This is a genomic window from Ruegeria sp. CDSA079, from assembly GCF_059612245.1.
This window is the reverse complement of the sequence record NZ_JBXWQF010000002.1, coordinates 296,128-319,221: the sequence shown is the minus strand read 5'-3', so window position 1 is coordinate 319,221 and position 23,094 is coordinate 296,128. Positions and strand designations below refer to the sequence as shown.

Annotated in this window: 24 protein-coding genes and 1 other RNA gene; 13 read left to right on the top strand and 12 right to left on the bottom strand. The window is 57.8% G+C overall.

Features of this window, described 5'->3' with window-relative positions; translation table 11 throughout:
* Positions 1–72: 72 nt before the first annotated feature.
* Positions 73–472: RNase P RNA component class A (gene rnpB, locus AC2FJZ_RS03685), an RNA gene on the top strand.
* 6 nt (positions 473–478) lie between these two features.
* Here the strand turns inward: rnpB and AC2FJZ_RS03680 are convergent.
* From AC2FJZ_RS03680 to AC2FJZ_RS03670, 3 genes are all read right to left on the bottom strand, one after another.
* On the bottom strand, positions 479–811 hold the full coding sequence (locus AC2FJZ_RS03680) for a GYD domain-containing protein (protein ID WP_050603035.1): 333 nt from the start codon (positions 809–811) through the stop codon (positions 479–481).
* A gap of 66 nt (positions 812–877) precedes the next feature.
* Complete coding sequence (locus AC2FJZ_RS03675) at positions 878–1,720, bottom strand: DUF2182 domain-containing protein (RefSeq protein WP_496776084.1); 843 nt, start codon at positions 1,718–1,720, stop codon at positions 878–880.
* A 13-nt stretch (positions 1,721–1,733) separates the two neighbouring features.
* Positions 1,734–2,369 carry a DUF1326 domain-containing protein gene (locus AC2FJZ_RS03670; RefSeq protein WP_496667721.1) on the bottom strand — a complete coding sequence of 212 codons (636 nt, stop codon included), beginning with the start codon at positions 2,367–2,369 and terminating at the stop codon, positions 1,734–1,736.
* 267 nt (positions 2,370–2,636) lie between these two features.
* Between AC2FJZ_RS03670 and AC2FJZ_RS03665 the strand changes: the two genes are divergently transcribed.
* The 3 genes from AC2FJZ_RS03665 (at position 2,637) to AC2FJZ_RS03655 (ending at position 4,358) form a co-directional block, all read left to right on the top strand.
* Positions 2,637–3,338, top strand: a complete 702-nt coding sequence (locus AC2FJZ_RS03665; protein WP_496776083.1) for a DUF533 domain-containing protein — start codon at positions 2,637–2,639, stop codon at positions 3,336–3,338.
* A gap of 127 nt (positions 3,339–3,465) precedes the next feature.
* Positions 3,466–3,633: a 50S ribosomal protein L33 gene (gene rpmG / locus AC2FJZ_RS03660; protein WP_037309480.1), complete on the top strand. Its 168-nt coding sequence runs from the start codon at positions 3,466–3,468 to the stop codon at positions 3,631–3,633.
* 218 nt (positions 3,634–3,851) lie between these two features.
* Positions 3,852–4,358, top strand: a complete 507-nt coding sequence (locus tag AC2FJZ_RS03655; protein ID WP_172677856.1) for a hypothetical protein — start codon at positions 3,852–3,854, stop codon at positions 4,356–4,358.
* A 137-nt stretch (positions 4,359–4,495) separates the two neighbouring features.
* Here the strand turns inward: AC2FJZ_RS03655 and AC2FJZ_RS03650 are convergent, their stop codons facing one another.
* Both AC2FJZ_RS03650 and AC2FJZ_RS03645 read right to left on the bottom strand, forming a co-directional pair.
* On the bottom strand, positions 4,496–5,275 hold the full coding sequence (locus AC2FJZ_RS03650) for a Bax inhibitor-1/YccA family protein (RefSeq protein ID WP_496776082.1): 780 nt from the start codon (positions 5,273–5,275) through the stop codon (positions 4,496–4,498).
* A gap of 186 nt (positions 5,276–5,461) precedes the next feature.
* Positions 5,462–5,671, bottom strand: a complete 210-nt coding sequence (locus AC2FJZ_RS03645) for a DUF1127 domain-containing protein (RefSeq protein WP_496667724.1) — start codon at positions 5,669–5,671, stop codon at positions 5,462–5,464.
* 127 nt (positions 5,672–5,798) lie between these two features.
* Between AC2FJZ_RS03645 and AC2FJZ_RS03640 the strand changes: the two genes are divergently transcribed.
* On the top strand, positions 5,799–6,680 hold the full coding sequence (locus AC2FJZ_RS03640; protein WP_050602924.1) for a LysR family transcriptional regulator: 882 nt from the start codon (positions 5,799–5,801) through the stop codon (positions 6,678–6,680).
* Between the two features lie 6 nt (positions 6,681–6,686).
* Here AC2FJZ_RS03640 and AC2FJZ_RS03635 read toward each other — a convergent pair whose 3' ends face one another.
* On the bottom strand, positions 6,687–7,643 hold the full coding sequence (locus tag AC2FJZ_RS03635) for an NADPH:quinone oxidoreductase family protein (protein ID WP_496776081.1): 957 nt from the start codon (positions 7,641–7,643) through the stop codon (positions 6,687–6,689).
* Positions 7,644–7,977: 334 nt separating this feature from the next.
* Here AC2FJZ_RS03635 and AC2FJZ_RS03630 point away from each other — a divergent pair, with 334 nt between their 5' ends.
* The 3 genes from AC2FJZ_RS03630 (at position 7,978) to AC2FJZ_RS03620 (ending at position 10,630) form a co-directional block, all read left to right on the top strand.
* The gene (locus AC2FJZ_RS03630; RefSeq protein WP_050602923.1) at positions 7,978–8,349 is read left to right on the top strand and encodes a helix-turn-helix domain-containing protein; all 372 of its coding nucleotides are present in this window, start codon (positions 7,978–7,980) and stop codon (positions 8,347–8,349) included.
* Between the two features lie 40 nt (positions 8,350–8,389).
* Positions 8,390–9,181 (top strand): histidinol-phosphatase, encoded by a 792-nt coding sequence (gene hisN / locus AC2FJZ_RS03625; RefSeq protein WP_496776080.1) that lies wholly within the window; start codon positions 8,390–8,392, stop codon positions 9,179–9,181.
* A gap of 114 nt (positions 9,182–9,295) precedes the next feature.
* Complete coding sequence (locus AC2FJZ_RS03620; protein ID WP_496776079.1) at positions 9,296–10,630, top strand: 8-oxoguanine deaminase; 1,335 nt, start codon at positions 9,296–9,298, stop codon at positions 10,628–10,630.
* On the opposite strand, the gene guaD is transcribed toward AC2FJZ_RS03620, so the two are convergent.
* Complete coding sequence (gene guaD, locus AC2FJZ_RS03615; RefSeq protein ID WP_496776078.1) at positions 10,627–11,913, bottom strand: guanine deaminase; 1,287 nt, start codon at positions 11,911–11,913, stop codon at positions 10,627–10,629. The two genes, AC2FJZ_RS03620 and guaD, sit on opposite strands and share 4 nt — an antisense overlap.
* A 139-nt stretch (positions 11,914–12,052) precedes the next feature.
* Between guaD and mgtE the strand changes: the two genes are divergently transcribed.
* A complete protein-coding gene (mgtE, locus tag AC2FJZ_RS03610) occupies positions 12,053–13,447 on the top strand; it encodes a magnesium transporter (RefSeq protein ID WP_050602921.1) in 1,395 nt (464 codons plus the stop codon).
* Complete coding sequence (locus AC2FJZ_RS03605) at positions 13,444–14,001, top strand: 5-formyltetrahydrofolate cyclo-ligase (protein WP_496667730.1); 558 nt, start codon at positions 13,444–13,446, stop codon at positions 13,999–14,001. Before mgtE ends, AC2FJZ_RS03605 begins: the two co-directional genes overlap by 4 nt.
* 3 nt (positions 14,002–14,004) lie before the next feature.
* Here AC2FJZ_RS03605 and AC2FJZ_RS03600 read toward each other — a convergent pair whose 3' ends face one another.
* Positions 14,005–14,232, bottom strand: coding sequence for a putative hemolysin (locus tag AC2FJZ_RS03600; RefSeq protein WP_496776077.1), 228 nt, complete (start codon positions 14,230–14,232; stop codon positions 14,005–14,007).
* A gap of 133 nt (positions 14,233–14,365) precedes the next feature.
* Between AC2FJZ_RS03600 and AC2FJZ_RS03595 the strand changes: the two genes are divergently transcribed.
* The 3 genes from AC2FJZ_RS03595 to AC2FJZ_RS03585 all read left to right on the top strand — a co-directional run bounded on the left by AC2FJZ_RS03595 (position 14,366) and on the right by AC2FJZ_RS03585 (position 17,880).
* The gene (locus AC2FJZ_RS03595; protein ID WP_496667732.1) at positions 14,366–15,181 is read left to right on the top strand and encodes a TIGR00282 family metallophosphoesterase; all 816 of its coding nucleotides are present in this window, start codon (positions 14,366–14,368) and stop codon (positions 15,179–15,181) included.
* Positions 15,182–15,268: 87 nt separating this feature from the next.
* The gene (locus AC2FJZ_RS03590; RefSeq protein ID WP_050602917.1) at positions 15,269–17,047 is read left to right on the top strand and encodes an SLC13 family permease; all 1,779 of its coding nucleotides are present in this window, start codon (positions 15,269–15,271) and stop codon (positions 17,045–17,047) included.
* Between the two features lie 95 nt (positions 17,048–17,142).
* Complete coding sequence (locus tag AC2FJZ_RS03585) at positions 17,143–17,880, top strand: YbaY family lipoprotein (RefSeq protein WP_496667733.1); 738 nt, start codon at positions 17,143–17,145, stop codon at positions 17,878–17,880.
* A 13-nt stretch (positions 17,881–17,893) separates the two neighbouring features.
* Here the strand turns inward: AC2FJZ_RS03585 and AC2FJZ_RS03580 are convergent, their stop codons facing one another.
* The 4 genes from AC2FJZ_RS03580 to AC2FJZ_RS03565 all read right to left on the bottom strand — a co-directional run bounded on the left by AC2FJZ_RS03580 (position 17,894) and on the right by AC2FJZ_RS03565 (position 23,021).
* Positions 17,894–19,555, bottom strand: a complete 1,662-nt coding sequence (locus tag AC2FJZ_RS03580) for an FAD-binding dehydrogenase (RefSeq protein ID WP_496776076.1) — start codon at positions 19,553–19,555, stop codon at positions 17,894–17,896.
* A gap of 11 nt (positions 19,556–19,566) precedes the next feature.
* Positions 19,567–20,424, bottom strand: coding sequence for a bile acid:sodium symporter family protein (locus AC2FJZ_RS03575; RefSeq protein ID WP_496776075.1), 858 nt, complete (start codon positions 20,422–20,424; stop codon positions 19,567–19,569).
* A gap of 73 nt (positions 20,425–20,497) precedes the next feature.
* Positions 20,498–21,232 (bottom strand): glutamine amidotransferase, encoded by a 735-nt coding sequence (locus AC2FJZ_RS03570; protein WP_496776074.1) that lies wholly within the window; start codon positions 21,230–21,232, stop codon positions 20,498–20,500.
* Positions 21,233–21,248: 16 nt separating this feature from the next.
* Positions 21,249–23,021 (bottom strand): SLC13 family permease, encoded by a 1,773-nt coding sequence (locus AC2FJZ_RS03565; RefSeq protein WP_050603029.1) that lies wholly within the window; start codon positions 23,019–23,021, stop codon positions 21,249–21,251.
* Positions 23,022–23,094: the final 73 nt, after the last annotated feature.

Here is a 23,094-nt window from a genome sequence, read left to right as displayed (position 1 = left end):
AAGAAGGGGTTGGCCCAATTCCCCGCTTTCCACTCTTGACGCCGCATGGCGCACAGCCTACCCATCCCCGGCGCGGAGGGCCGGATGGCCGCTGGGGTCGCAAGGCCCGAGAGGAAAGTCCGGACTCCACAAGACAACGGTGCCGGGTAACGCCCGGGCGGGGCAACCCGACGGAAAGCGCCACAGAAATCAGACCGCCCAGGATTTCGGTCCGGGGTAAGGGTGAAACGGTGGGGTAAGAGCCCACCGCGCCTCTGGCAACAGGGGCGGCACGGCAAGCCCCACCGGGAGCAATGCCAAATAGGGTCCCCGCGCGGGCCGGTCGGCGTAAGCCGATACCGCCGCTAAGCGCGTCTTGGCCGAGAGGGACCGGGTTGGCAGCTTGAGCCGCGCAGCAATGCGCGGCCTAGAGGAATGGTCATCGAAGGGGGCAACCCCGGAACAAGATCCGGCTTACAGGCCCTCCGCGCGTATTCTCTTAGCCTCCGGGCGGCGTATAAGCCCCCGTTAGCCGGGCCGCTTTTTCAGTGACCGAGACGAACTCGTCTGCCGTCCAGGCGCGTACCGTCTCGATATTCGTCACTGCACCCGATGCGGCAACGGCCATGCCAACAGCGACCGCATCGGTTCCATCGGGGGCTTCGCTGATCACAACAACATCGTTGCCGCCAGTGGTCATGTAAAACGACAACAGCCTGCCGCCGACTTTGTCGAGCAGGGCTTTTACCGGACCGGTGCGGTTCTCGGGCTTCTGCAACATGCCTTTGACGCCAGCTTGCGAGTAAGTTGCGTATGTAATGAAAATGGGCATTGAAACCTCCGTTTTGTGACAATCAATCGGGGCCATTGCATCGGCTGGTCCCGGGGCCGATTGGTGTCAGCCGCCGGTAAGAAACGGGGCTGCGATCAACCAAATACCTGCGCCGATCAGCGCCACACCCGAGACCGGAACCAGCCAGCGGGCCGTTGGCAGAAGTTTTTCAAGCGCAACGTAAGCGGCGATACCGACGATCCAATAGAGGTTCATGATACCGCCGACGAAAAGCAGCAGCATCAGCGCCCAGCAGCATCCGAGGCAATAGGTGCCATGCAAGCCACCTGTTCTGAACGCCCCCCAAAGACCGGGATGGTTGTGGTCCGCCAAGAACCGGGCGGGGCTTTGGCAATGGCGCAGACACGCCGTTTTCAATTCTGAAAACTGGTAGATGCCCGCAGCTAACAGAACGGATCCAGCAAAAACGCCAGACCGGACCGTCATCATCGGCCCGTCAGACAGTCCGATGTGCTCTAACCCCCATTGCAAAGCGGTTGCGGTAAGACTGAAAACCCCCCACGCCACCAGATAGCCCGACAGAAAGCTCAGACTGTACGTCGCGGCGCGCTCCTTGTCTGGACCTACGCGCTTGAGTGCGGTGAACAAAAGTACAGCAGGCGTAGCGCTTGGGGTCATCATCGCGATCATCATGACCCACCACATGAAAAAGATCAGCAGGGCGTAACCGGTGCTCCAGGGCATGGCAGAACCCATGTTCATTGGCTCACCTATCGGGCCAGCCATCCGCGTCATTTCAACTGCGGACATGTTCATCCCAACCCCGGCGACCGTGTACCATGCGGTACACAGAACGATCAGAAAAACACTGCCTAAAACGATCACAGTGTCCTGTCGTAACAGCCGCTCAACCGCGCCGGCTTGAACTGATGATTTCTGCTTGGTCATGAGACATCCAAGGCTATGCGCCCAAAACGCCGTGGCCCGAGATGTTTAGATGCGCCAGATGGGCGTGAGTGGTATCAAAGGTGAGGCTGATCTTGCTGCCGGTGGTTTTTGCACTGCCCGAGGCAGCCTCGGCATGGCGATACTCAAACCCGTTTGGCAACTGGATCGATGCCCGATGGGGCGCGCCAGAGACGATATGGGGAATCGGTTTGACCTCGACGTCGAAAACACCCGTGACCTTGGCATATCCACTACGATCTTCGCGGCTCCAGTCCAGCTCGATCGGAACGAATAACGTTTCGTGCTTGGTCGGAGCCATCGCGCTGAAGACATACCAGAACGTGGCCATTTCGTCAGTGTCTTGCCCGGTCATGATGGCCTGCAATGCGGCCCGCTGATCTTCCGAGGCGCTTTCATCGATGATCAGTTGCATCTGACCATTGCCTTCATGGATTGGGCCTGGCCAGTAGTAAACACCTGCCGCCCGAAGGCCGCCCAGATCGGTGTCACCATAGTGGCCGCTATGGATGTCGAAGACGACAACCGCTTCGCAATTGCCATGAGACGGCAGAACGCTGAACTGGCAAGGACAGCCGAAGTTGCAGTTGCAATTGGCCAGTTCCTCGGCCTGAATAACCCATTCTGTCATGATAGCCCCCCAAGAAAAGTCGCATTAAACAACTCTGCTCGACACAGGCCGGCCCTGTTTTTGCTGCCTCGGCTTATGAGCCTGAACTTGGCTTCTTGGATGCGAGTACGTATCACGAATCCTTGATATGTACAAACATGACAGCAGATTTAACGCACCAAACAGATGTTGTCTGAGCATTAATCGCGTTGGGGTTGAACGCCGTATTCGCTTATACATTCTGCTGTTAGACTCGCCGCGTAGATTTGAAGAACCGGGAGGATAGTTATGAGCTTTATGAAAACACTGGCGTCTGTGGCCATTGGTTTTGCAGCTGCAAAGGGCATGGACAAGTATCAAAAGATGGGTGGAATGGCTGGCCTGCAGGATATGATGCAGGGCGGTGGTTTTGGTATGGACCAGCTTGGCAAGATGGCCGATCAGTTTGGCTTGCCCGGCGGTGCTGCTGGCCTTCAGGACATGATGGGCAAGATGGGGCTTGGCGGCAACGCCGCCGGGGCCGCCGGGTTGGGCGGGTTGTTGAATGCCATGCAAGGGGCCGCAAAAACCGCCAATCAACAGGTCGGTGATATGATGGAAACCGTTTTCAGTGGCACACCCGCAGGCGCAGCGATGGAAGAGCAGGCAAAGCTTATGCTGCGGGCCATGATCCAGGCGGCCAAGGCGGATGGCGAACTGGATGAACAGGAACAAGAGATCATTCTGGGAGAACTGGGCGACGACGTCACTGATGAGGAGCGTGCTTTTGTGCAAGAGCAGTTGAACGCACCGATTGACGTGATGGGATTGGCGGCTGATTCTGGTGCGCCGCTCAAAATACAGATCTACGCTACATCTCTGGCAGCCATCCGTCTGGACAACGCGCGCGAGGCGTCCTATCTGCGGCAATTGTCCACTGCGCTGGGCCTCTCAGACGCGGAAAGAGACCAGATTCACACCTATATGGGGGCCCCAACCCTGCCGGATTAAGTTCGGTCGGGATTCCTGTGGCAGGATGGGCCGATTGGTCTTGACATAGGCGGTGCAGCGCGTAAAAGCGCACGCTCATAGGAATTCAACCGAAAGGCCCCTGCCTTTCCGGACGCAGGAGATAACCATGGCGAAGCCGACGACAATCAAGATCCGTCTGAACTCGACCGCGGGCACGGGCCACTTCTACGTGACCAAAAAGAACGCGCGCACCATGACCGAGAAAATGACCATTCGTAAATACGATCCGGTCGTTCGCAAGCATGTCGAGTACAAGGAAGGCAAGATCAAGTAATCTGCCGTTCCGCGTGAACAAATTGAAAGGGGCTCTGTTTTTCAGGGCCTCTTTTTTTGTGCGAGAACGCCCCTCATCAAAAGGGCAGGGGCGCACATAACTGCAAGGGTCCGTTGCAGCCGCGCATCAGCGACCAGAGCAATCGCATTGCCTGTGGCTTGCTTTTTGCGGTGCCCAGCAAGTACGGTTCAGCAAACCGCCACAAAATGTTGAGCGCCATGAAAAAAATCTTGTTATCCACAATTGCTGTCCTGACCCTTGCGGCCTGCGATGACCCGTTCAACCGCGAAGGCGTCGGGTTCACCGGAATCGATGGTGAACCGCGCACGATTTCCGATGTGCCCGGTGCCGTCGCCTTTTTGCCAGACGCAACCAACGTGCCTGCGGAACTGGCAGAGTTTCCGACTGTGACGCTGCTGGTGGATGAAACCGACCCGTCCAAAGTGGCGTCAGTGGCAATCGACAATGGTGGGCAGACGCCAAATTCCGCTGTTCAACTGGAGGGCAGCGACAGGGACCTGTTCCTCAGCACCGTCAGTGTCAATGGCACACTGTTTGGCGTGTTGCGTACATCAAGCAACAGCGCGAAGGTTGAAAATTCGATAGGGGTCGGTTTTGCGGAAGAGACCGAGCGATTCACCGGATGCCTGCCAGCGGGCGGCGTGTTCCGAAAAGGTACATCCGAGCGGAGTTCTGGCTTTGCCATTCCGCTGAACTGTAGTTGATCGGATTTTGATCCAGATAAAAAAGCCCCGCCTGAACGGCGGGGTTTTTTGTTTCTCCGCAAGCCAGACATGGCTGTTGAAGCAAAGAAAAGGGCCGGTGATTAACCGGCCCTTTCATCATTGTCTTACAGCAGGCGCTATTCCTGTTGCCCCATGAACATCAACAGGAACTGGAACATGTTCAGGAATGAGATGTACAGGCTCAGCGCGCCGTCAAAGGCCGCCTTGTCCAGCCATTCCTGATCGCCATGCGCAGCATGTGCGACATAGGTGTTCTTGATGTCCTGCGTGTAGAAGGCAGTCAGACCGGCAAAGATCAGGATGCCGATGGCGGAAATGGCCATCATCATGACGCCAGACTGCAGGAACAGGTTGATGATCATTGCAACCAGAAGCCCAATCACACCCATCATCAGGAAGGTGCCCATACCGCTAAGGTTACGCTTGGTGGTGTAACCGTACAGGCTCAGGCCGGCAAAGGCGATCGCGGTCACCAGGAAAGTCTGAGCAATCGAGTAGGGCGTGAAGACCATGAAGATCGAGCTCATGGATACGCCCATAACGGCGGCAAAGACAAAGAAGCCAAGCTGAACTGTCGCGGCTGAACCACGGCGCATCAGAGCACCCCAGCCAAAGAGGATAAAGGCCAGAGGGGCGAACATGACCACCCACTTCAGCGGCGATAGGAACAGTGCACCACCCAGGCTGGTCAGATAGCGATCAGCGCCAATTTGTGCGACCGCGTTGCTTGGATCACTGGTGACAGCCAGACCGGCAATCGCCCATGCCGCCAATGATGTGATCAGCATGCCGACGGACATTGTGCCGTAGACTTTGTTCATGTGGGCGCGCAGGCCCTGATCAATCTCGGCGGCGCGCGCGCCGGATACCGTCCGGATCGTGTCGAATTGTGCCATCAAAGGGTCTCCCTATTCATCGAGTTAATACGCCCCGGCGATGCGGGGCGGTTTTCTCTCTAAATATCGGCAACTAGTGGCTGTGTTTCAAGAGATTCCGACCGAAAACCGACTAAAACACGCAACAAATTCTGCGGCAGGTGACTCTTGGCCGCCCGCCGCCGCAAAAAAATGTGTGTTTTGCAGTTACCTTTTCCAGTAACCGGGAGCATCCCAGAGGAATCGCTCTGCCTCAGCAGAGGCTTCAGTGCGTGTCACGCCGATATCTTCAAGGGCTGCATCGTCCAGCTGAGCCAGCTTGCGTCGCTGCCGCATCAGTTCGATTGCCTGAAAGACCAGCGACGCCAGGGACCGGTTGGCGGGTTTGCAAGGTGTGTGCAATGCAATTTGGGTCATGATCTTTGTCCTTTCCAGGTTTTTCGATGATTTCCGCTTCAGTCATCAACTTCCTTGATTGATATGGGGCAATGTGGCATATTTTAAAAACGAATATTTTTGATGGTATGTATAAGGAAACGTGAAGTTGCGAAATTTGGATATAACCACCCTTCGCTCTTTTGTGGCTGTGGCGGATCAAGGCGGTGTCACGCGCGCCGCCGGGTTTCTGCATCTGACGCAATCCGCCGTCTCCATGCAGTTGAAGAGGTTGGAGGAACTGTTGGGTCTGGAATTGCTGGATCGTAGCGGTCGGACCATTGCGCTGACGGCTTCAGGCGAGCAATTGCTGGCCTATGCCCGCCGTATGATCGCGTTAAACGACGAGGTAATCGGGCGCCTGACAGATCAGGCATTTGAAGGCGAGGTGGTGCTGGGTGTGCCGCATGACATCGTTTATCCAGCGATTCCCCGGGTGCTGCAGCGGTTCAATGCGGAATTTCCGCGCGTCCGCGTGCAATTGGTGTCGTCATATTCGCTTCAGCTCAAGGACATGTTCAAACGTGGTGAATGTGATGTGATCCTGACAACAGAACCGTCTTCGACTGTGGGGGCAGAGACCATCGCCGAGCTCCCTTTGCGTTGGATTGGTGCGCCGGGCGGAACTGCGTGGCGCAAAGAGCCGCTGCCTCTGGCACTTGGGCGTCGCTGCCTGTTCCGACCTCAGGTGATCTCGGCATTGGATGCGGCAGGAATTCCGTGGGAGTTGTCGGTTGAAACCGAAAACGACCGGACCATCGAAGCCACGGTCAGTGCGGACCTTGCTGTTCACGCCATGTTGGACGGAACCGAAGCCTCGCATCTTGAGCAAATCGATTCCGGTGGCGCGCTGCCAGAGCTACCGGCCCATATGATCAACCTCTATGGTGGCGAGTCGGGCCGTGGCGCTGTTGTCGAGGCATTGGCGCAGTTGGTACGCCAGAATTTTCGGATGCTGGGTGGTGCGCCTCTGCGTGCGGTGGCGGGGTAACGGCGATCAGGGTGTGATGACAATCTTGCCCGTCGATTTCCGCTCTTTCAGCAATTGCAGTCCAAGAGCCACCTGTTCAAGCGGCAGGATGTGACTGATATGTGGCTTGATCCGACCTTCTGCGTGCCAACGGAACAGGGTATCGAAGCTGTTGTGCACCACTTCGGGGCGGAATCTCAGGTAACCACCGATGTAAAACCCGATCACAGTTAGATTCTTGACCAGAAGATGGTTGGCAGGGATTTGCGGAACCTCGCCCCCGGCAAAACCGATTGGCAACAAGCGGCCTTCGGGGTTCGTGGCGCGGAAGGCGGCTTTGAACACGTCGCCGCCGATGGCATCATACACTACATCCGCGCCGCCCAGGGCTTTGACCCGCTCTCTGAGGTCCTCAGAGGCGTCTATCAGATGATCGGCTCCTGCAGCCTTGGCCACGGCCAGTTTATCCTGGCCGCGTGCATGCGCGATGACGGTGGCACCCATGAGTTTTCCGATTTCAACAGCGGTCAGCCCAACACCACCCGCTGCCCCTGTGACCAGTAGCGTTTCACCGGGTTGCAGTCTGGCCCGATGATCCAACGCCATGTGGCTGGTGCCATATGCAATCTGGATGGCGGCGGCCTCTTCAAAGCTGGTGCTTTCCGGTAGAAGAACCGCCCGGTCGGCGTCGAACACGCCATATTCTGCCAGCCCACCTTGACCCGAATACACCGCGATGCGGTCACCGGGTTTCAATTGTGACACGCCTGCTCCGACGGCATCGACAACCCCCGCAATTTCCATGCCGAGGGTAAACGGAGCAGCGGGTGTATCCTGATAGCTGCCCTTTTGCATCAGCAAATCGGCGAAGTTCAAACCACATGCCTTGATTGCAACGCGCACCTGACCCTTGCCTGGTTCTGGCACCTCAAGGCTGCATAGTTGGGCAGCCGCCCCGTCAGATTGAATGCGATAGGCCCGCATAATTGTCCTCGTCTTTTTGGCCATAGGCGCGAGCGTGATAACAAAAGTCAATTGCTTTGAGGAAACGGTGTTGAAGAGGAAAATCAGGGGGCTTTGGGGGAACAACTTAAACGGGCGCGGTAGGCTCAATTCAATACAACCACAGCCCTTCCTGAGGGGGCTCGACTCAACCGCCTTGAAAAAAATTTCAAAACCGGCATTATAAGCGTCTAGTGCTGTGCGGGGGAGGCGGCGCAATCCGAATTAGGAGGAAGTTAAGGGGAAACCTCTAAGTCTGCGATATCGGACGTCGCGAACTCCCGCGTAGATGTTTGTGTAGTATAGGAGAATACCAATGACTCATCACGTCGATGTCCATGTGGGCAAGCGCGTTCGGCATCGCCGCTGGCTGATTGGCATGACCCAGCAGCAGTTGGCGCAACAAGTTGGTATCAAGTTTCAGCAAATCCAGAAATATGAGACCGGGGCCAACCGAATCAGCGCATCTCGCCTGTGGGACATTGCCGAGGCATTGGACGTGCCGGTCAGCTTTTTCTTCGAAGGTTTGGAAGAAGCCGAAAAAAGCGATGCGGACAAAAAATCTGTTCCGGCTGACCTGATGGGCGACAAGGAAGCTTTGGATCTGGTGCGCTCTTACTATGCGATTCCAGAAAACCAGCGCCGCCGCTTGTTTGAGCTAGCTCGCGTTCTCAGCGAAGTCGCCTGATAGACTTGACTTTGGGGGGCATTGCTCGCACCTGTGGGCTATGCAACCGACGACGTTCAGTGACCTCGAAATTGCCGAAGAAATGGCCGAAGCGGCACGCGCGGCCATTCTTCCTTTCTTTCGTCAAGCAGATCTGGAAACCGCGAACAAGCTAGCCGATGGGTTTGATCCTGTCACGGTGGCCGACCGCGCGGCTGAACAGGCGATGCGTGAGGTTCTGGCCCGTCAACGCCCGGATGACAGCATTCTGGGCGAAGAGTTCGGCGAACACAAAGGCACCAGTGGTCGAACCTGGGTTCTGGACCCTATCGATGGCACCCGTGGATTTATCAGCGGTACGCCAACCTGGGGAGTTCTGATCGCGCTAAGCGATCAGGATGGACCGTTCATGGGGGTGATCGATCAACCCTATATCGGAGAGCGTTTTGTGGGATCCTCATCTGGGGCTCAACTGACTGGTCCGCACGGGACCACCGCTTTGCAGACACGCAAGACGAAGACGCTGGAACAAGCGACCCTGTTCACAACCTTTCCCGAAGTCGGCACCCCGGAAGACAAGGCAGGGTTTCAGGCCGTGTCCGAGCAGGTGAAACTGACGCGCTATGGAATGGATTGCTACGCTTATGCGCTTCTTGCGGCAGGCCAGGCGGACCTGGTGATCGAGGCGGGCCTGAATTCCTATGATATTCAGGCACCTATTGCCGTTATTCAGGCGGCGGGCGGTATTGTCACCGATTGGCAGGGTGGTCCGGCCCATGAAGGGGGTCGTGCCCTGGCTGCTTCAAATGCGGACCTACACGCCGCGGCCCTTCAGGTATTGCGTCATTTCTGAATTCTGTTGCCGGGCGGGCCAATGACGATTAAACCGGATTTAGCCGGTTCTTGAGCCCGTTTTCCGCCGGCACACGCACTCCTTGCATGAAACGGGCAGATGCAGGAGCGCGATATGACAGAAATCCTACTCAAGAATGCCGATCTGATCCTGACGATGGACGATACCCGGCAAGAGATGCCCGGGGCTGACATTCTTATCTGCGACGGGCAGATCGCCGAAATTGGTCGCGGGTTGCAGACACAGGGCGACGTTCACGACGCGACGGGGTGTCTGATTACACCCGGTCTGGTGAACACCCATCACCACCTTTACCAAACCCTGACCCGTGCTGTTCCGGGCGGGCAGGATGCGTTGTTGTTCGGGTGGCTGCAAACGCTTTACCCGATCTGGGCAAGGTTTGGACCGGACGAAATGTTCACTTCGGCCCAGATTGGATTGGCCGAGCTGGCGCTGTCTGGCTGTTCGCTCAGTTCCGATCACCTTTACCTTTACCCCAATGGCGCGCGGCTGGAGGATACGATTGCTGCCGCGTCGGAGCTGGGGATGCGGTTCCAGCCGACGCGTGGCGCGATGAGCATTGGCGAAAGTGACGGTGGTCTGCCGCCGGACAGTCTAGTGGAAGACGAAGCCGCCATTCTGAACGACATGATCCGTGTCGTTGATGCGTTTCATGACCCGTCGGAAGGGTCGATGTGCCGCGTCGGCCTCGCCCCGTGTTCGCCGTTCTCTGTAAGCCGAGACCTGATGCGCGATGCAGCCGTGCTGGCGCGGGACAAAGGCGTGATGCTGCACACTCATTTGGCCGAGAATGACGAAGATATCGCCTATTCGCAGGCACAATTCGGCTGTCGCCCCGGTCAGTATGCCGAAGATTTGGGCTGGACCGGCGCTGATGTCTGGCACGCCCATTGCGTCAAGCTGGACGGGGCCGAGATCGACCTGTTTTCGCGAACCAAAACAGGCGTGGCCCACTGCCCCTGCTCAAATTGTCGTCTCGGATCTGGCATCGCGCCAGTACGGGCGATGCGGGATGCAGGCGTCATGGTTGGCCTTGGCGCGGATGGATCGGCCAGCAATGACAATGGCAACCTGATGCTGGAGGCCCGGCAGGCGATGCTGTTGCAACGGGTAGCCAATGGCGCAGATGCCATGTCAGCCCGCGAAGCGTTGGAGATTGCGACGCGCGGCGGAGCCGACGTATTGGGACGTCCGGATTGTGGGCGACTCATGCCAGGCAAACGCGCTGATATTGCGGTATGGGATACGCGCAGCATCGAAAGCGCAGGTAGTTGGGATCCGGCGGCTCTGCTTTTGGCGGGGCCGATGACCGTGAAACATCTGTTTGTCGAAGGCCGTCAAATCGTGCGCGACGGGCAGATCGCAACGATTGATCTGCCCCGCGTGATCGAGCGTCAGAATGCGCTTGCTCGGGCGCTGCAGGCTTAAACTGCCTGCTGCCCGCCGATCCAAACCTCTGCCACGGCCCGATCATCACCCATCATGATGGTCGGGAAGATCGCCTCCCAAACATCTTCTGCATGGGCCTCGCGCTGGGCGATGGCCGGGGTCGAGGCGAGGTCGAGCACTACCAGATCCGCCTCCATTCCTGGGGCGACATTGCCAATGCAGTCATCCATCCGCAGGCTCCGCGCGGACCCTACTGTACCCAGCCAAAGCAATTGCGCCGAGTGCAGCGGGCGACCACGCAACTGGCCGATCTCATAGGCGGCAGCCATGGTACGTAGCATCGAGAAGCTGGACCCTCCGCCTGTATCGGTGGCCAGACCGATACGGTGGCCATCATGGACCAGCCCGTTCATGTCGAACAGGCCCGACCCGATGAAGGTGTTGGAAGTGGGGCAGTGGATCAACGACGCATCGACCTCACGCAGCCGATCCCGCTCCCGGTCTTCCAGATGGATGACGTGCCCATACAGGGCATTCTGACCCAGCAGGCCGAACTTCTCGTACGTGTCCAGATAATCCCGCGCATCCGGGAACAGCGACTGGACCCATTCGATTTCATCTGTTTGCTCGCTCAGATGAGTTTGCATCAGGCAGTGCGGATGTTCGGCCCATAGAGCGCCCATCGCCTCAAGTTGCTCGGGAGTTGAGGTAGGGGAAAAGCGTGGAGTGATGGCATAGGACAGTCGGTCGACACGGTGCCACTTTTCCAGAAGAGTTGCCGATTGATCATAGGCGGTTTGAGCCGTGTCGCGCAGACCTTCAGGCGCATTGCGATCCATGCAGGTCTTACCTGCCACTACCCGTTGCCCGCGTTGTTGCGCTGCTGTAAAGAACGCGTCCACGCTTTCGGGATGGATCGTGCAAAAGCTGCACATGGTGGTGGTGCCATGTGCGGCAGTCAGGTCCAGATAGCGATTGGCAATTTCGGTCGCATAGCCCAGATCGCCGAACTTCATCTCTTCCGGGAAGGTGTAAGTGTTCAGCCAGTCGATCAGCCGTTTACCCCAGCTGGCGATCATCGCCGTTTGCGGGTAATGCACGTGTGGGTCCACAAACCCTGCCATGATCAGATGGTTGCCGTGATCCTTGGTGATTGCATCAGGATGAGCCTGCGCCAACGCATCGGCGGTGCCGACATCTGCAATGCGACCGTCTTCGATGACAACCGCTTCGTCCAGCCGGGTGGCCTCGGTCGGCTCTCCGTCAAAGGGTGAGGCCGTGAAACTCAGAACGCGCCCTTTCAAAAGCGTCTTTTGCGCCATTGTCCCTATTCTCCACCTGTTTGGAACCGCGCATCAGCATAGGCAGACGAAAGAAGTGGGTAAATCGGTGCATTGTCATTGTTTTCCGGTAGCTGCTTCTTCTATTTAGAAGTCAATCGCCGAATTAAGGGGGCCGCGCATGACGACAGGCAGTGACGAAGCCGGATACGATCAGCCCCGGGACGAAGACGCCTATGCGCTGGATCCCAAGGCAGTGGCGGGGATCCTCTATGCGGTGGATATCGATGATCGCGACAAGCTGATTGAGCTGATGGAGCCGCTGCATGCGGCCGACATCGCTGACCTTCTGGAACAGATCAATCCGTTTGACCGGGCCCGCCTGATCCGACTGTATGACAAGGAATTTGATGGCGACATCCTGTCTGAACTGGATGAGTCGGTCCGCGAAGAGGTGATCTCGGTCCTAAAGCCGGACGTTCTGGCCGAAGCCGTGCGCGAGATGGAAAGCGACGACGTCGTTGACCTGCTGGAAGACCTTGAGGAACCTCAGCAGGAAACCATTCTGGATGCGCTGGAGGATTCCGAACGGGTAGCAGCCGAACAGGCGCTGTCTTACCCTGAGAACTCGGCCGGTCGTCTCATGCAGCGCGAGGTCGTCATGTCGCCCGAGCATTGGACGGTCGGGCAAGCCATTGATTTCATGCGCGCAAATGATGACCTGCCCGAGCAGTTCTATCACGTGGTGCTGGTCGATCCACGCCTGAAGCCGGTGGCGCAGGTGACATTGGGCAAGTTGATGGCGACGCGGCGCGAGGTGCCGCTGCACGACCTTGCGGAGGAGGAGTTTCACATCATCCCCGTCGATCAGGACGAGGAAGACGTGGCCTATGCCTTCAACCAGTATCACCTGATCTCGTCCCCGGTGGTGGACGAGGATGGGCGTCTGGTTGGCGTTATCACCATCGACGACGCGATGGTGGTTCTGGATGAAGAGCACGAAGAAGACATTCTGCGTCTTGCCGGTGTCAGCAATGAAAGCTCTTTGTCCGACAGCGTGGCGGCAACCAGTCGGCGACGATTGCCATGGCTGGCGGTGAATCTGTGTACGGCGATCTGTGCCTCGCTGGTGATTTCACAGTTTGAGGCGGCGATTGATCAGTTGGTCGCATTGGCCATCCTGATGCCGATTGTGGCCTCGATGGGCGGCAACGCGGGCACGCAATCGCTGACGGTAGCCGTGCGCGCACTGGCGACGCGCGACCTGACCAATGCAAACGTGATGCGGGTGATCCGACGCGAGTTGCTGGTCGGTATGCTCAACGGGCTGTGTTTCGCCATCGTATTGGGAACCGTGGGGATGTTGTGGTTCGATTCTCCGCTCTTGGGTGTCGTGATCGGGTCCGCCTTGGTCGTGAACATGATCATCGCAGGGTTCGCGGGTACGGTAGTACCGGTCGTGCTGGACCGTTTGGGCGTTGACCCGGCGCTGGCGTCTGGAACCTTTGTAACAACCACAACGGATGTCATGGGGTTCTTCATCTTTCTTGGGCTTGCCAGCGTGGTGCTACTGTGACCGATCTGACCGAAATCAAAGCCGCAGCCCGCAAAGCGGCCTTTGCGCGCCGCAAGGCTGCATTTGATGCGTGTTCACCAGGAGCTGCAGGGCGTTTGTCCGAGGTTTTGGCAGGCCATCGCGGAGTGCCGATGTCAGGCTATATGCCGATCCGGACCGAGATCGACCCGCTGCCCGCGATGGCCGAGGCATCAGCTTATGGGCCGGTGGGGGTGCCGGTCATTCAGGCCGCCGGTCGCCCTTTGAAATTCTCTCGCTGGACACCCGAAGGGGCGCTGAAAGATGGCCCGTTCGGAGCCAAAGTGCCCGAGGTGGATGACTATTTCGACCCCGAGATTCTGATCGTGCCGCTGGTCGCGTTTGATGCAAAAGGCGGTCGACTGGGTTATGGTGGCGGGTTCTATGACCGTACTCTGGAAGGTCTGCGCGCCAAACGTCCGACGCTTGCCATCGGCTTTGCCTTTGACGCGCAGGAGGCAGAGGGCCTGCCGCTGGAGCCAACCGACCAACAGCTGGATATGGTCATCACGGAAAGCCGGGTACTGACCTTCTAGCTGTTACTGCTCGAAGTGGCTGCGTAAATAATCCCAGGCATCAACTTCGGTGCCGTCTTTCAAAATGCAGACGCCATAAACGCTGCCATCTTCGTTTTTCCGAAGTTGGTAAGTCCCGTCGTTTTCGATGCAAAATGTTGCCGCCGGATTGGGCATGGATGTTTTGGTGCCTTCCGCCCCCGCAGCCGAAGCGGTCAAAAGGCAGGCGGTCAGAAAAATTAGAGCTTTCACAAAGAATTCCTTCTGTATTCAAACGCTATTTCAAAACATTGCCGCGCTTGAATGTTAATTCAACCCTCAACTCTGCGGCAAATTTCATGCTTCCGCCTTGTTATTGCCCTGCACAGCCCCTACGACCCGGATCATGAGGATTTTATTTCTTGGTGATGTCATGGGGCGCGCGGGCCGCGCAGCCGTTCAGCAGCATTTGCCACGTCTTCGCGACGAATGGCGGCTGGATTTTGTTGTGGTCAACGGTGAAAACGCGTCGAACGGAATGGGGCTAAGCGGTGATCACGCCAAGCTGCTTCTGGATGCTGGTGCGGATTGTCTGACGCTGGGTGATCATGCCTTCGACCAGAAGGATATGTTGCAATACATCGATAAAGAACAGCGTATCGTGCGTCCGGTGAACTTTGCCAAAGGAGCACCGGGGCGGGGGCATCGACTGTTCAACGCGCCGGGCGGGCGCAAGGTTCTGGTGGTGCAGGTGCTGGGGCAGGTCTTCATGAAACGGCCGTTTGACGATCCGTTCTCGGCCATTGAACCGATCCTGAAGTCGCATCCTCGCGGAGGGCAGGCGCAGGCTATCATCGTGGACATGCATTGCGAGGCGACGTCCGAGAAGATGGCGATGGGCCATTATTGCGATAAACGTTCCAGCCTCGTGGTGGGAACACATACCCATGTGCCGACTGCGGATTCTCAAATTTTGCCCGGTGGTACAGCGTATCTGACGGATGCGGGCATGTGCGGCGACTACGACTCGGTCATCGGCATGGACAAGCAGGAACCGATGCGCCGCTTCATCACCGGAATGCCCAAGGCGCGGTTCACCCCTGCCAATGGCGAGGCCACGTTGAGCGGCGTGTTCGTGGAAACCAATGATCGCGACGGTCAGGCTAAATCTGTGCGTATGGTGCGCGTCGGGGGGCGTCTTGAACAGGCTGGGCCTGATTAATCAACGTCAGACTTGCTCTGCTGCGCGCAATGCGTGAAACTGCATGTCATCAGGCGCTTGGGCCCGGGTTCGGACAGAATACCACGAATGAATTTCCTTTCACTGACAGACACAGGCAGCGCAATTCTGGCGCTGCTCATCGTTGCGGGCATGTTCGTCATGTTCCTGCGCGAGGTTTATCCGACCGAGGTCGTGGCCATTGGTGGCGTCTCGCTGATGCTTGTCACAGGCATCCTGCCCTATCAAAGCGCGTTGGCGGTTCTGTCCAACCCTGCGCCCTGGACGATTGGCGCGATGTTCATCATCATGGGGGCTTTGGTGCGAACGGGGGCGTTGGACTCATTCACCTCGACTGCGCAGAAACAGGCTCAGGTCAACCCGCGTTTCGCCATCGGGTTGCTTATGGCGTTTGTCGTGCTGGCTTCGGCGGTGGTGTCGAATACACCTGTTGTTGTGGTGATGATCCCGGTCTTTGTTCAGATCGCCCGCACGCTGAACGTACCTGCGTCGAAACTGTTGATTCCGCTGAGCTATGCCGCCATTCTGGGCGGCACGCTGACGCTGATCGGCACGTCGACCAACCTGCTCGTTGATGGTGTCGCTCGCGCTCAGGGGATGAAAGCCTTCACGATTTTCGAAGTCACGCCACTGGGGATCGCGCTGGTGATCTACGGCATGATCTATTTGCGGTTCATTGCGCCCAAGCTGTTGCCCGAGCGGGACAGCATGGCGTCACTGCTCAGCGATCGGTCCAAGATGAAGTTCTTCACCGAAGCTGTCATTCCGCCGGACAGTAACCTGATCGGGCGCGAAGTAACCGGGGTACAGTTGTTCAAACGCCCTGGTGTGCGTCTGATCGATGTCATTCGGGGGGACGAGTCGCTGCGGCGTAACCTGAAAGGCGTCGAACTGAAAGTTGGCGATCGGGTGGTTTTACGCACCGAGATGACCGAACTGCTGAGCCTTCAGCGCAACAGAGAGCTCAAACGCGTGGATCAGGTGTCCGCCGTTGAAACCAAGACGGTTGAGGTGCTGATCACGCCCGGATGCCGTTTGGTGGGTCGGACCCTTGGAATGATGCGGCTTCGGCGTCGTTATGGCGTCTACGTGTTGGCGGTGCACCGCCGTAACCAGAATATCGGTCGCCAGTTGGATGATTTGGTGGTCAGGGTTGGGGATACTCTGCTTCTGGAAGGTGCCCCGGCGGACATTAAACGGCTTGCAGCCGAAATGGATATGGTAGATGTCACCCAGCCGTCCGCGCGCGCCTTCCGTCGCAGCCACGCGCCAATTGCAATTGGCGCGCTTGTCGGGATCGTCGCTCTTGCCGCGCTGGGCGTCGCGCCGATCCTGCTGTTGTCGATTGTGGCCGTTGCTGTGGTTCTTTTGACCCGCTGCATTGATGCTGATGAAGCGTTTTCCTTTGTTGAAGGTCGGCTGCTGGCGCTGATCTTTGCGATGCTGGCTATAGGTGCGGCGCTGAACAGTTCCGGCGCGGTCTCTCTGATCGTCGAGGCCATAGCGCCGGGGCTCAGTACTTTGCCGCCATTCCTGATTATCTGGGCGATTTACTTGCTGACCTCGGTGCTGACCGAATTGGTTTCCAACAACGCCGTCGCGGTTGTCGTCACCCCGATTGCCATTGGTTTGGCGCAGGCTGTAGGGATTGATCCACGCCCGCTGGTGGTCGCGGTTATGGTGGCGGCATCGGCATCCTTTGCAACACCGATCGGATACCAGACCAACATGATGGTCTACGGTCCCGGTGGCTACAGGTTCACTGACTTCATGAAAGTGGGCGTTCCGCTTAACCTGACGGTTGGACTGCTGGCGTCCCTGCTTATCCCGTTGATCTGGCCACTATAATATCGGCGCAGATTTGCCACTTTGTCGGAGGCAGGCTTGTAAATGGCGGACAATATACAATCTTTTGTGAATAAAACTTGCAAAGGGGATTAGCCATGCTGACGATAGGACGTTCTACATTTGCAGGCGCAGCGTTTGCGACCGTCATAAGCAATGTCGCGATTGCAGGCACCGTTGCAGGGAACGCATCCTACCGAGAGCGTATTGCGGTCCCGCCCGACGCAACTCTTTTTGTCGAACTTCAGGATATCTCACTGGCTGATGCTCCGGCTGTGACACTTGCTGCGCAGAGATACGCGCTGACCGGGGTGCCGGCGCAATTTGAACTGACCTATGATGATGCGTTGATTAAGGACGGGTATAGATACGCGGTGCGCGCTTCAGTCATGCAGGGGCAAAAACTGCTGTTCACGACTGATACTAATTACCCGGTTCTGACCAATGGCGCAGAGAATACCGCCGACCTGTTGATGGTACAGGTTCAGCATCAGGAAGCTGCTATGCTGGAAAACACGGAATGGGTCGCCTCAGGCCTGAACGGCGCGCCTATTGAGACTGAAAAACGTCCCGAGCTTGCTTTCGGGCAAAGCGGTGCGTTTTCGGGAAGCGGCGGTTGTAATCGGTTTAGTGGTCAGGCAGAGATTTCTGCTAATCGGATCGAATTCCCGGACAACATGGCTGCGACACTCATGGCGTGTCCACCCCCGATGGATGAGGTCGAACGGCAGTTTCTGAAAGCGATGCAAAGCGTCACGACGTTCGCAATGCAAGGCAACGCACTGGCCCTTTTGGATGCGGACGGAGAGCCGGTGATTAAGCTGACCCGTAAGTAACGCGATGGGGCCGTCAGGCGACGGCCCTTGACCGCCCTGCGTTGCGCCCCGAAAAGATGCAACCGCCCAGAAACGTACCCTCCAGCGCGTTGTAGCCGTGATAGCCGCCACCGCCGAACCCGGCGACTTCGCCTGCTGCGAACAGGCCGGACACCACCTGCCCATCCGCTCCGATCATCTGGCTGTCCATATTGGTCTGAAGCCCGCCCAACGTCTTGCGTGTCAGGACGTGTAGCTTGACCGCGATCAGCGGGCCGTTGGCCGGGTCGAGGAATTTATGTGGCTTGGCGGTGCGGATCAGCTTGTCGCCGCGGTAGTTTCTAGCCGCCAGGATCGCCATCATCTGCGCGTCTTTTGAGAATGGATTGTCGACCTGAGAATCTCGTGCTTCGATCTGCGCGCGCAGGTGCGCTTCGTCAATCAGACCGCCGCCCAGATGGTTCATCCCGTTGACCAGTTCGGTCAACGTGTTGGCCACGACGAAATCCTCGCCATGTTCCTTGAACGCTTCGACCGGGGCGGTTGCCTTGGACCCCGACAGGACGCGCTGACGGATCACCTCTTTCCAACTGCCCGAGGTGAAATCGGGGTTCTGTTCAGACCCGGACAGGGCGAATTCCTTCTTGATGACCTTCTGGGTCAGAACAAACCAGCTGTATTCGTACCCTGTCTTCAGAATTTCGCGCAGCGTACCCAGCGTATCGAACCCTGGCAGGCAGGGTGGCGCGAGGCGGTTGCCCTTGGCGTCGAACCACATCGAGCTGGGGCCGGGCAGAATGCGAATGCCGTGGTCGGGCCAGATCGGATTCCAGTTGCGCACGCCTTCGGTGTAATGCCACATGCGGTCGCCATTGATGACATGGCCGCCCGCTTTTTCGCTGATCCCGATCATGCGGCCATCGACGTGAAAGGGTACGCCTGCCACCATCTTCTGCGGCGGTTCCCCCAGACGATCCTTGGGCCAGTTCTGCCGCACCATTTCAAAGTTACCACCGATACCGCCAGAGGTGACGATGATCGAGGGCGCATAGACCTCGAACTCGCCCACTTCGTCGCGGTTGGTCTTGCCGCCGCGCTGGGCAGTGTCATCGGCCAGCACTTCACCGGACACGCCCTTGGCGGCGCCATTTTGCATGATGATATGGCTGACCTGGTGGCGGAATTTCATCTGGATCAACCCGGCGCTGGCATGCTCTTTTACACGACGGATAAAGTGCTCCAGCACGCCGGGTCCTGTGCCCCACGTTATGTGAAAACGGGGAACCGAGTTTCCGTGCCCGTTCGCATAGGAACCACCACGCTCGGCCCAACCCACCACCGGAAACCAGCGCAGGCCCATCTCGTGCAACCATGGGCGCATCTCGCCCGCGGCAAACTCGACATAACTTTCGGCCCATTTGCGGGGCCAGGCGTCTTCCGTGCGGTCAAACTGCGCGCTGCCCATCCAGTCAAGTAGGGCAAGATCTTGGCTGTCCTTGATGCCCATCCGGCGTTGTTCCGGCGTGTCGACCATGAACAGTCCACCAAGGCTCCAGAATGCCTGACCACCCAGAAAGCTCTCGGCCTCTTGATCGACAATGATTACCCTTTTTCCCCGATCCCCCAGCTCAGCCGCGGCTGCCAACCCCGCCAGGCCCGCGCCGACGACAATCGCATCTGCTGTATTATTGGTCATGAACTGTCCTTTCAGCGTCTGCGAAACCAAACGAGGAACGGTAGCACGACCGCATACATCGTGATCCCGTAGACAGCGGACGGCAAAGCCAGAGGGCTAAACCCGCTCTCTGTGCCCGTGATAAGTGCCGCCAGCGTTATACCCAGTGTCGAGTTCTGGATGCCTGTGTCAATTGAGATGCTTTTACACTCGGCCCATGACAGATTTGCAGCACGTGCGATCCCCAGCCCGATGAGCAAAAGGGCAACGTTAAGTGAGATCAGACCAGCGCCCATAATGCCCAAGTTATCAACGAAAATCTGCCAGTTTCCGGCCAGGGCGGCCACGACGATCACAACAAACAAAGCAGTTGCTAGCTTTGAAAGTCCGCCGTCGATACGGTTTGCAAACCCGGTTGCAAATCTGCGAACCCCGATGCCGATTGCCACAGGAAGGGTGGTGATCAGGAACATGGCAACGGCCAGACCGCTGATCGAAACGTCCGGGGCATTTTCCCCCATAAAATAGGTGATGGACCATGCCGCCAGAAAGGGCACTGTCAGGATAGACAGAATGCTGATCACCGCAGTCAGGCTAACGGAAAGCGCCACGTCACCCTTTGCCAGTTTGGTCAGAATGTTACTGGTCACACCGCCCGGGCAAAAGCTGAGCAGCATAAAGCCCACCGCTATTTCAGGGGGCAGGCCAAACAGAGTGACAGTAACAAAAGCAGCAATTGGTAGAAGCACCACTTGACAGATCGCACCAATTGCAAACGGGTATTTTCGGTTCAGCACACGCCGGAAATCCGCGATCTCTAGCCCGATGCCAAGGGATAGCATGATAATGGCCAGCGAGATCGGCAGGCCGACATTGATTAGAAAATCCAAGAACAACTCCTCCCAAAGTCGTTTCGGATCAGCCTATGCGAGCATGAAAGCCGCAGGCAACCGCGCCGTTAGGTCACTTGTAACGTTCGACGAACCGGAGCAGGATTTCGCCGGGTTGGGTGACGTCAGCGGCGTTGCAGATATCGATCAAACGTTGGGCGTCTTCGGGCGGGAAATAACCGTGATGTTTGTAGATGTTGATGCGCTGCTCAAAGTCCTTCGCATCCGCTTCGGGGTGAAACTGTGTGGCATAGACGTTCTGGCCAAAGCGGATCATCTGAATCGGGCAGGGGTCTGAGGAGACAAGATGCACGCAGCCCTCCGGCAAAGTCTGGACGGCCTCTTTGTGGCCGACGAAGGCGTCGAATTCGGGGGTCAGCCCAGTGGTCAGCGGGTCTGACACGCCGTCTGCCGTCAGGCGGCAGGCTGACGGGCCGACCGGTTCGCCGTAACGGGTTTTGCTCACGTCGCCACCTAAATGTGCAGCCAGAACGCCTAAACCATAGCAGCAGCCCATGAAGGGATGATCTTGCGCCGTGATCTGCGGCATGAGCCCCATGACCGCATCTTCGATCTTTGCGTCCAAGTCGGATTTTGTTGCGGGGTCATCGCTGACACAACCGGGACCTCCGCCAACGATGACGCCCGCATATTCCGTCACATCCAAGCTGTCAGGCAAATCCTCACAATCCAGCCGGATACGGTGGGTCTGCTCGGGCGTAAGGCGGGTCTTGTCCAGAATCGAGGCGTATTCGGCGTCGGACGCATCCGTTTCCGGGCGCAGTTGCAGGATCAAAAAGCGTTTCATGTGCTGCCTTTACCCGTCACAACGGCCAAAAGACAAGGATGGCGGGGATGGAAACCGCGATGATCAGCACCTCAAGCGGCAGACCCATACGCCAGTAATCTCCGAACCGATAGCCACCAGGTCCCAAAACCAGCGTATTGTTCTTGTGCCCGATAGGCGTGAGGAACGCGGCCGAGGCCGCAACGGCAACCGTCATCAGGAACGGATCGGGCGAAACCTCGAGCGTGCGGGCCATTTGTATCCCAACTGGTGCAGCGACAATGGCGGTGGCTGTGTTGTTCAGGACATCAGACAGAGTCATGGTCACGACCATCAAAACGGTCAGGATGGCCCAGGCGGGAAGGCCATCGGTCAGTTGGATCAGCGCATTCGCGATTAGTTCAGTCCCGCCCGAGGTCTCCAATGCACTGCCCAGCGGGATCATGGAACCTAAAAGGACAACCACCGGCCATTCGATGTGGTTATAGATGTCGGCGATCGGCATGATCTTAGTCAGCACATATGCAATGACCACTAACCCCAGGGCAACAGGCAAGTAGATCAACCCGACACTGGCGGCCAAAACGGCGGCAGCAAACAGGCCGATGGCCAGCCACGCCTTATCATTTGCAGTGACGTTCAGCCCGCGCCCGGCAAGGGGCAGGCAGCCCAGCCACTCCGTTACATCCGCAGCGCGGTCGCGGGGGCAGAGCAGTAACAGGATATCACCGGGCTCAACCTCAGTCTTGCGGACCTGTTGGGTGATCTGCCGACCTTGGCGCGAAATGCCCATCAGGACGGTGCTCTGCCGCCATGCCAGCCCAAGACCTTGTGCAGTGCGGCCAGTGATGCGGGCACTTTCCGGCACAACCACTTCGATCACTTCCAGCCCGTCACCCTCAGCCGTCAGAAGTTCCTGCCGCCGTGTGTCTGAGAAATCCAGATTAAGCGCGGCACGGAATTCATCCAGCGCCTCGGGCCGGGCTTCCAGAACCAATGCGTCGCCTTCTTTCAGTGTGGTATGGGCAGAGCGGCCATAGCGCCGCTTGCCGTCGCGGATGAGGCCAATAATGGCCACGTCGGATTTTTCGGCGGCCTCATAAAGCTCGCTGACCCGTTTGCCGATATGCGCGGATTCGGGAGGAACGGTCAGCTCGGCGATGTATTCTGCCAGCGCTTCAGACGTCTCGGTTTGCGGCCCTCGATTTGGGATCAGACGCCAGCCCACCAGGGCGACAAAAGCAAGACCGGCGATCGCGGCCAGCCCACCGACCGGGGCAAAATCGAACATGTGAAACGGCTCGCCCAGCGTCTCGGCCCGGATCGAGGCGATGATGATGTTCGGAGGGGTGCCGATCAACGTCGCCATCCCCCCCAGAATGGTGGCAAAGCTCAGCGGCATCAGGGTCAGACCCACAGATCGCCCCGCTTTGCGTGCGGTCTGAATGTCGACGGGCATCAGCAGGGCCAATGCTGCCACATTGTTCATGAAGGCCGACAGCACTGCGCCGATCCCGCCCATCAGGGCGATATGCGCGCCCAATCCACGTGAGGCATCGACCAGGGTGCGGGTGATCAAGAACACCGCCCCCGACCGAACCAGACCGGCAGAGACGACCAGAACCAGCGCCACGATGATAGTGGCCGGATGACCGAACCCGGCGAAGGCGTCGTTCACAGGCACGACGCCCAGCACAACGCCGATCATCAGTGCCGCAAAGGCTACAAGGTCGTATCGAAACCGACCCCAAAGCAGCATTCCGAAGACCGTGATGAAAAGTGAAAAAAGAATGATCTGATCTGTCGTCATGTCGTCACCATACAAGTCAGTGATGTCGTCGCAAGCCGCTCTCTTGATCCTGCCCCCCGCAAACGTCTATATG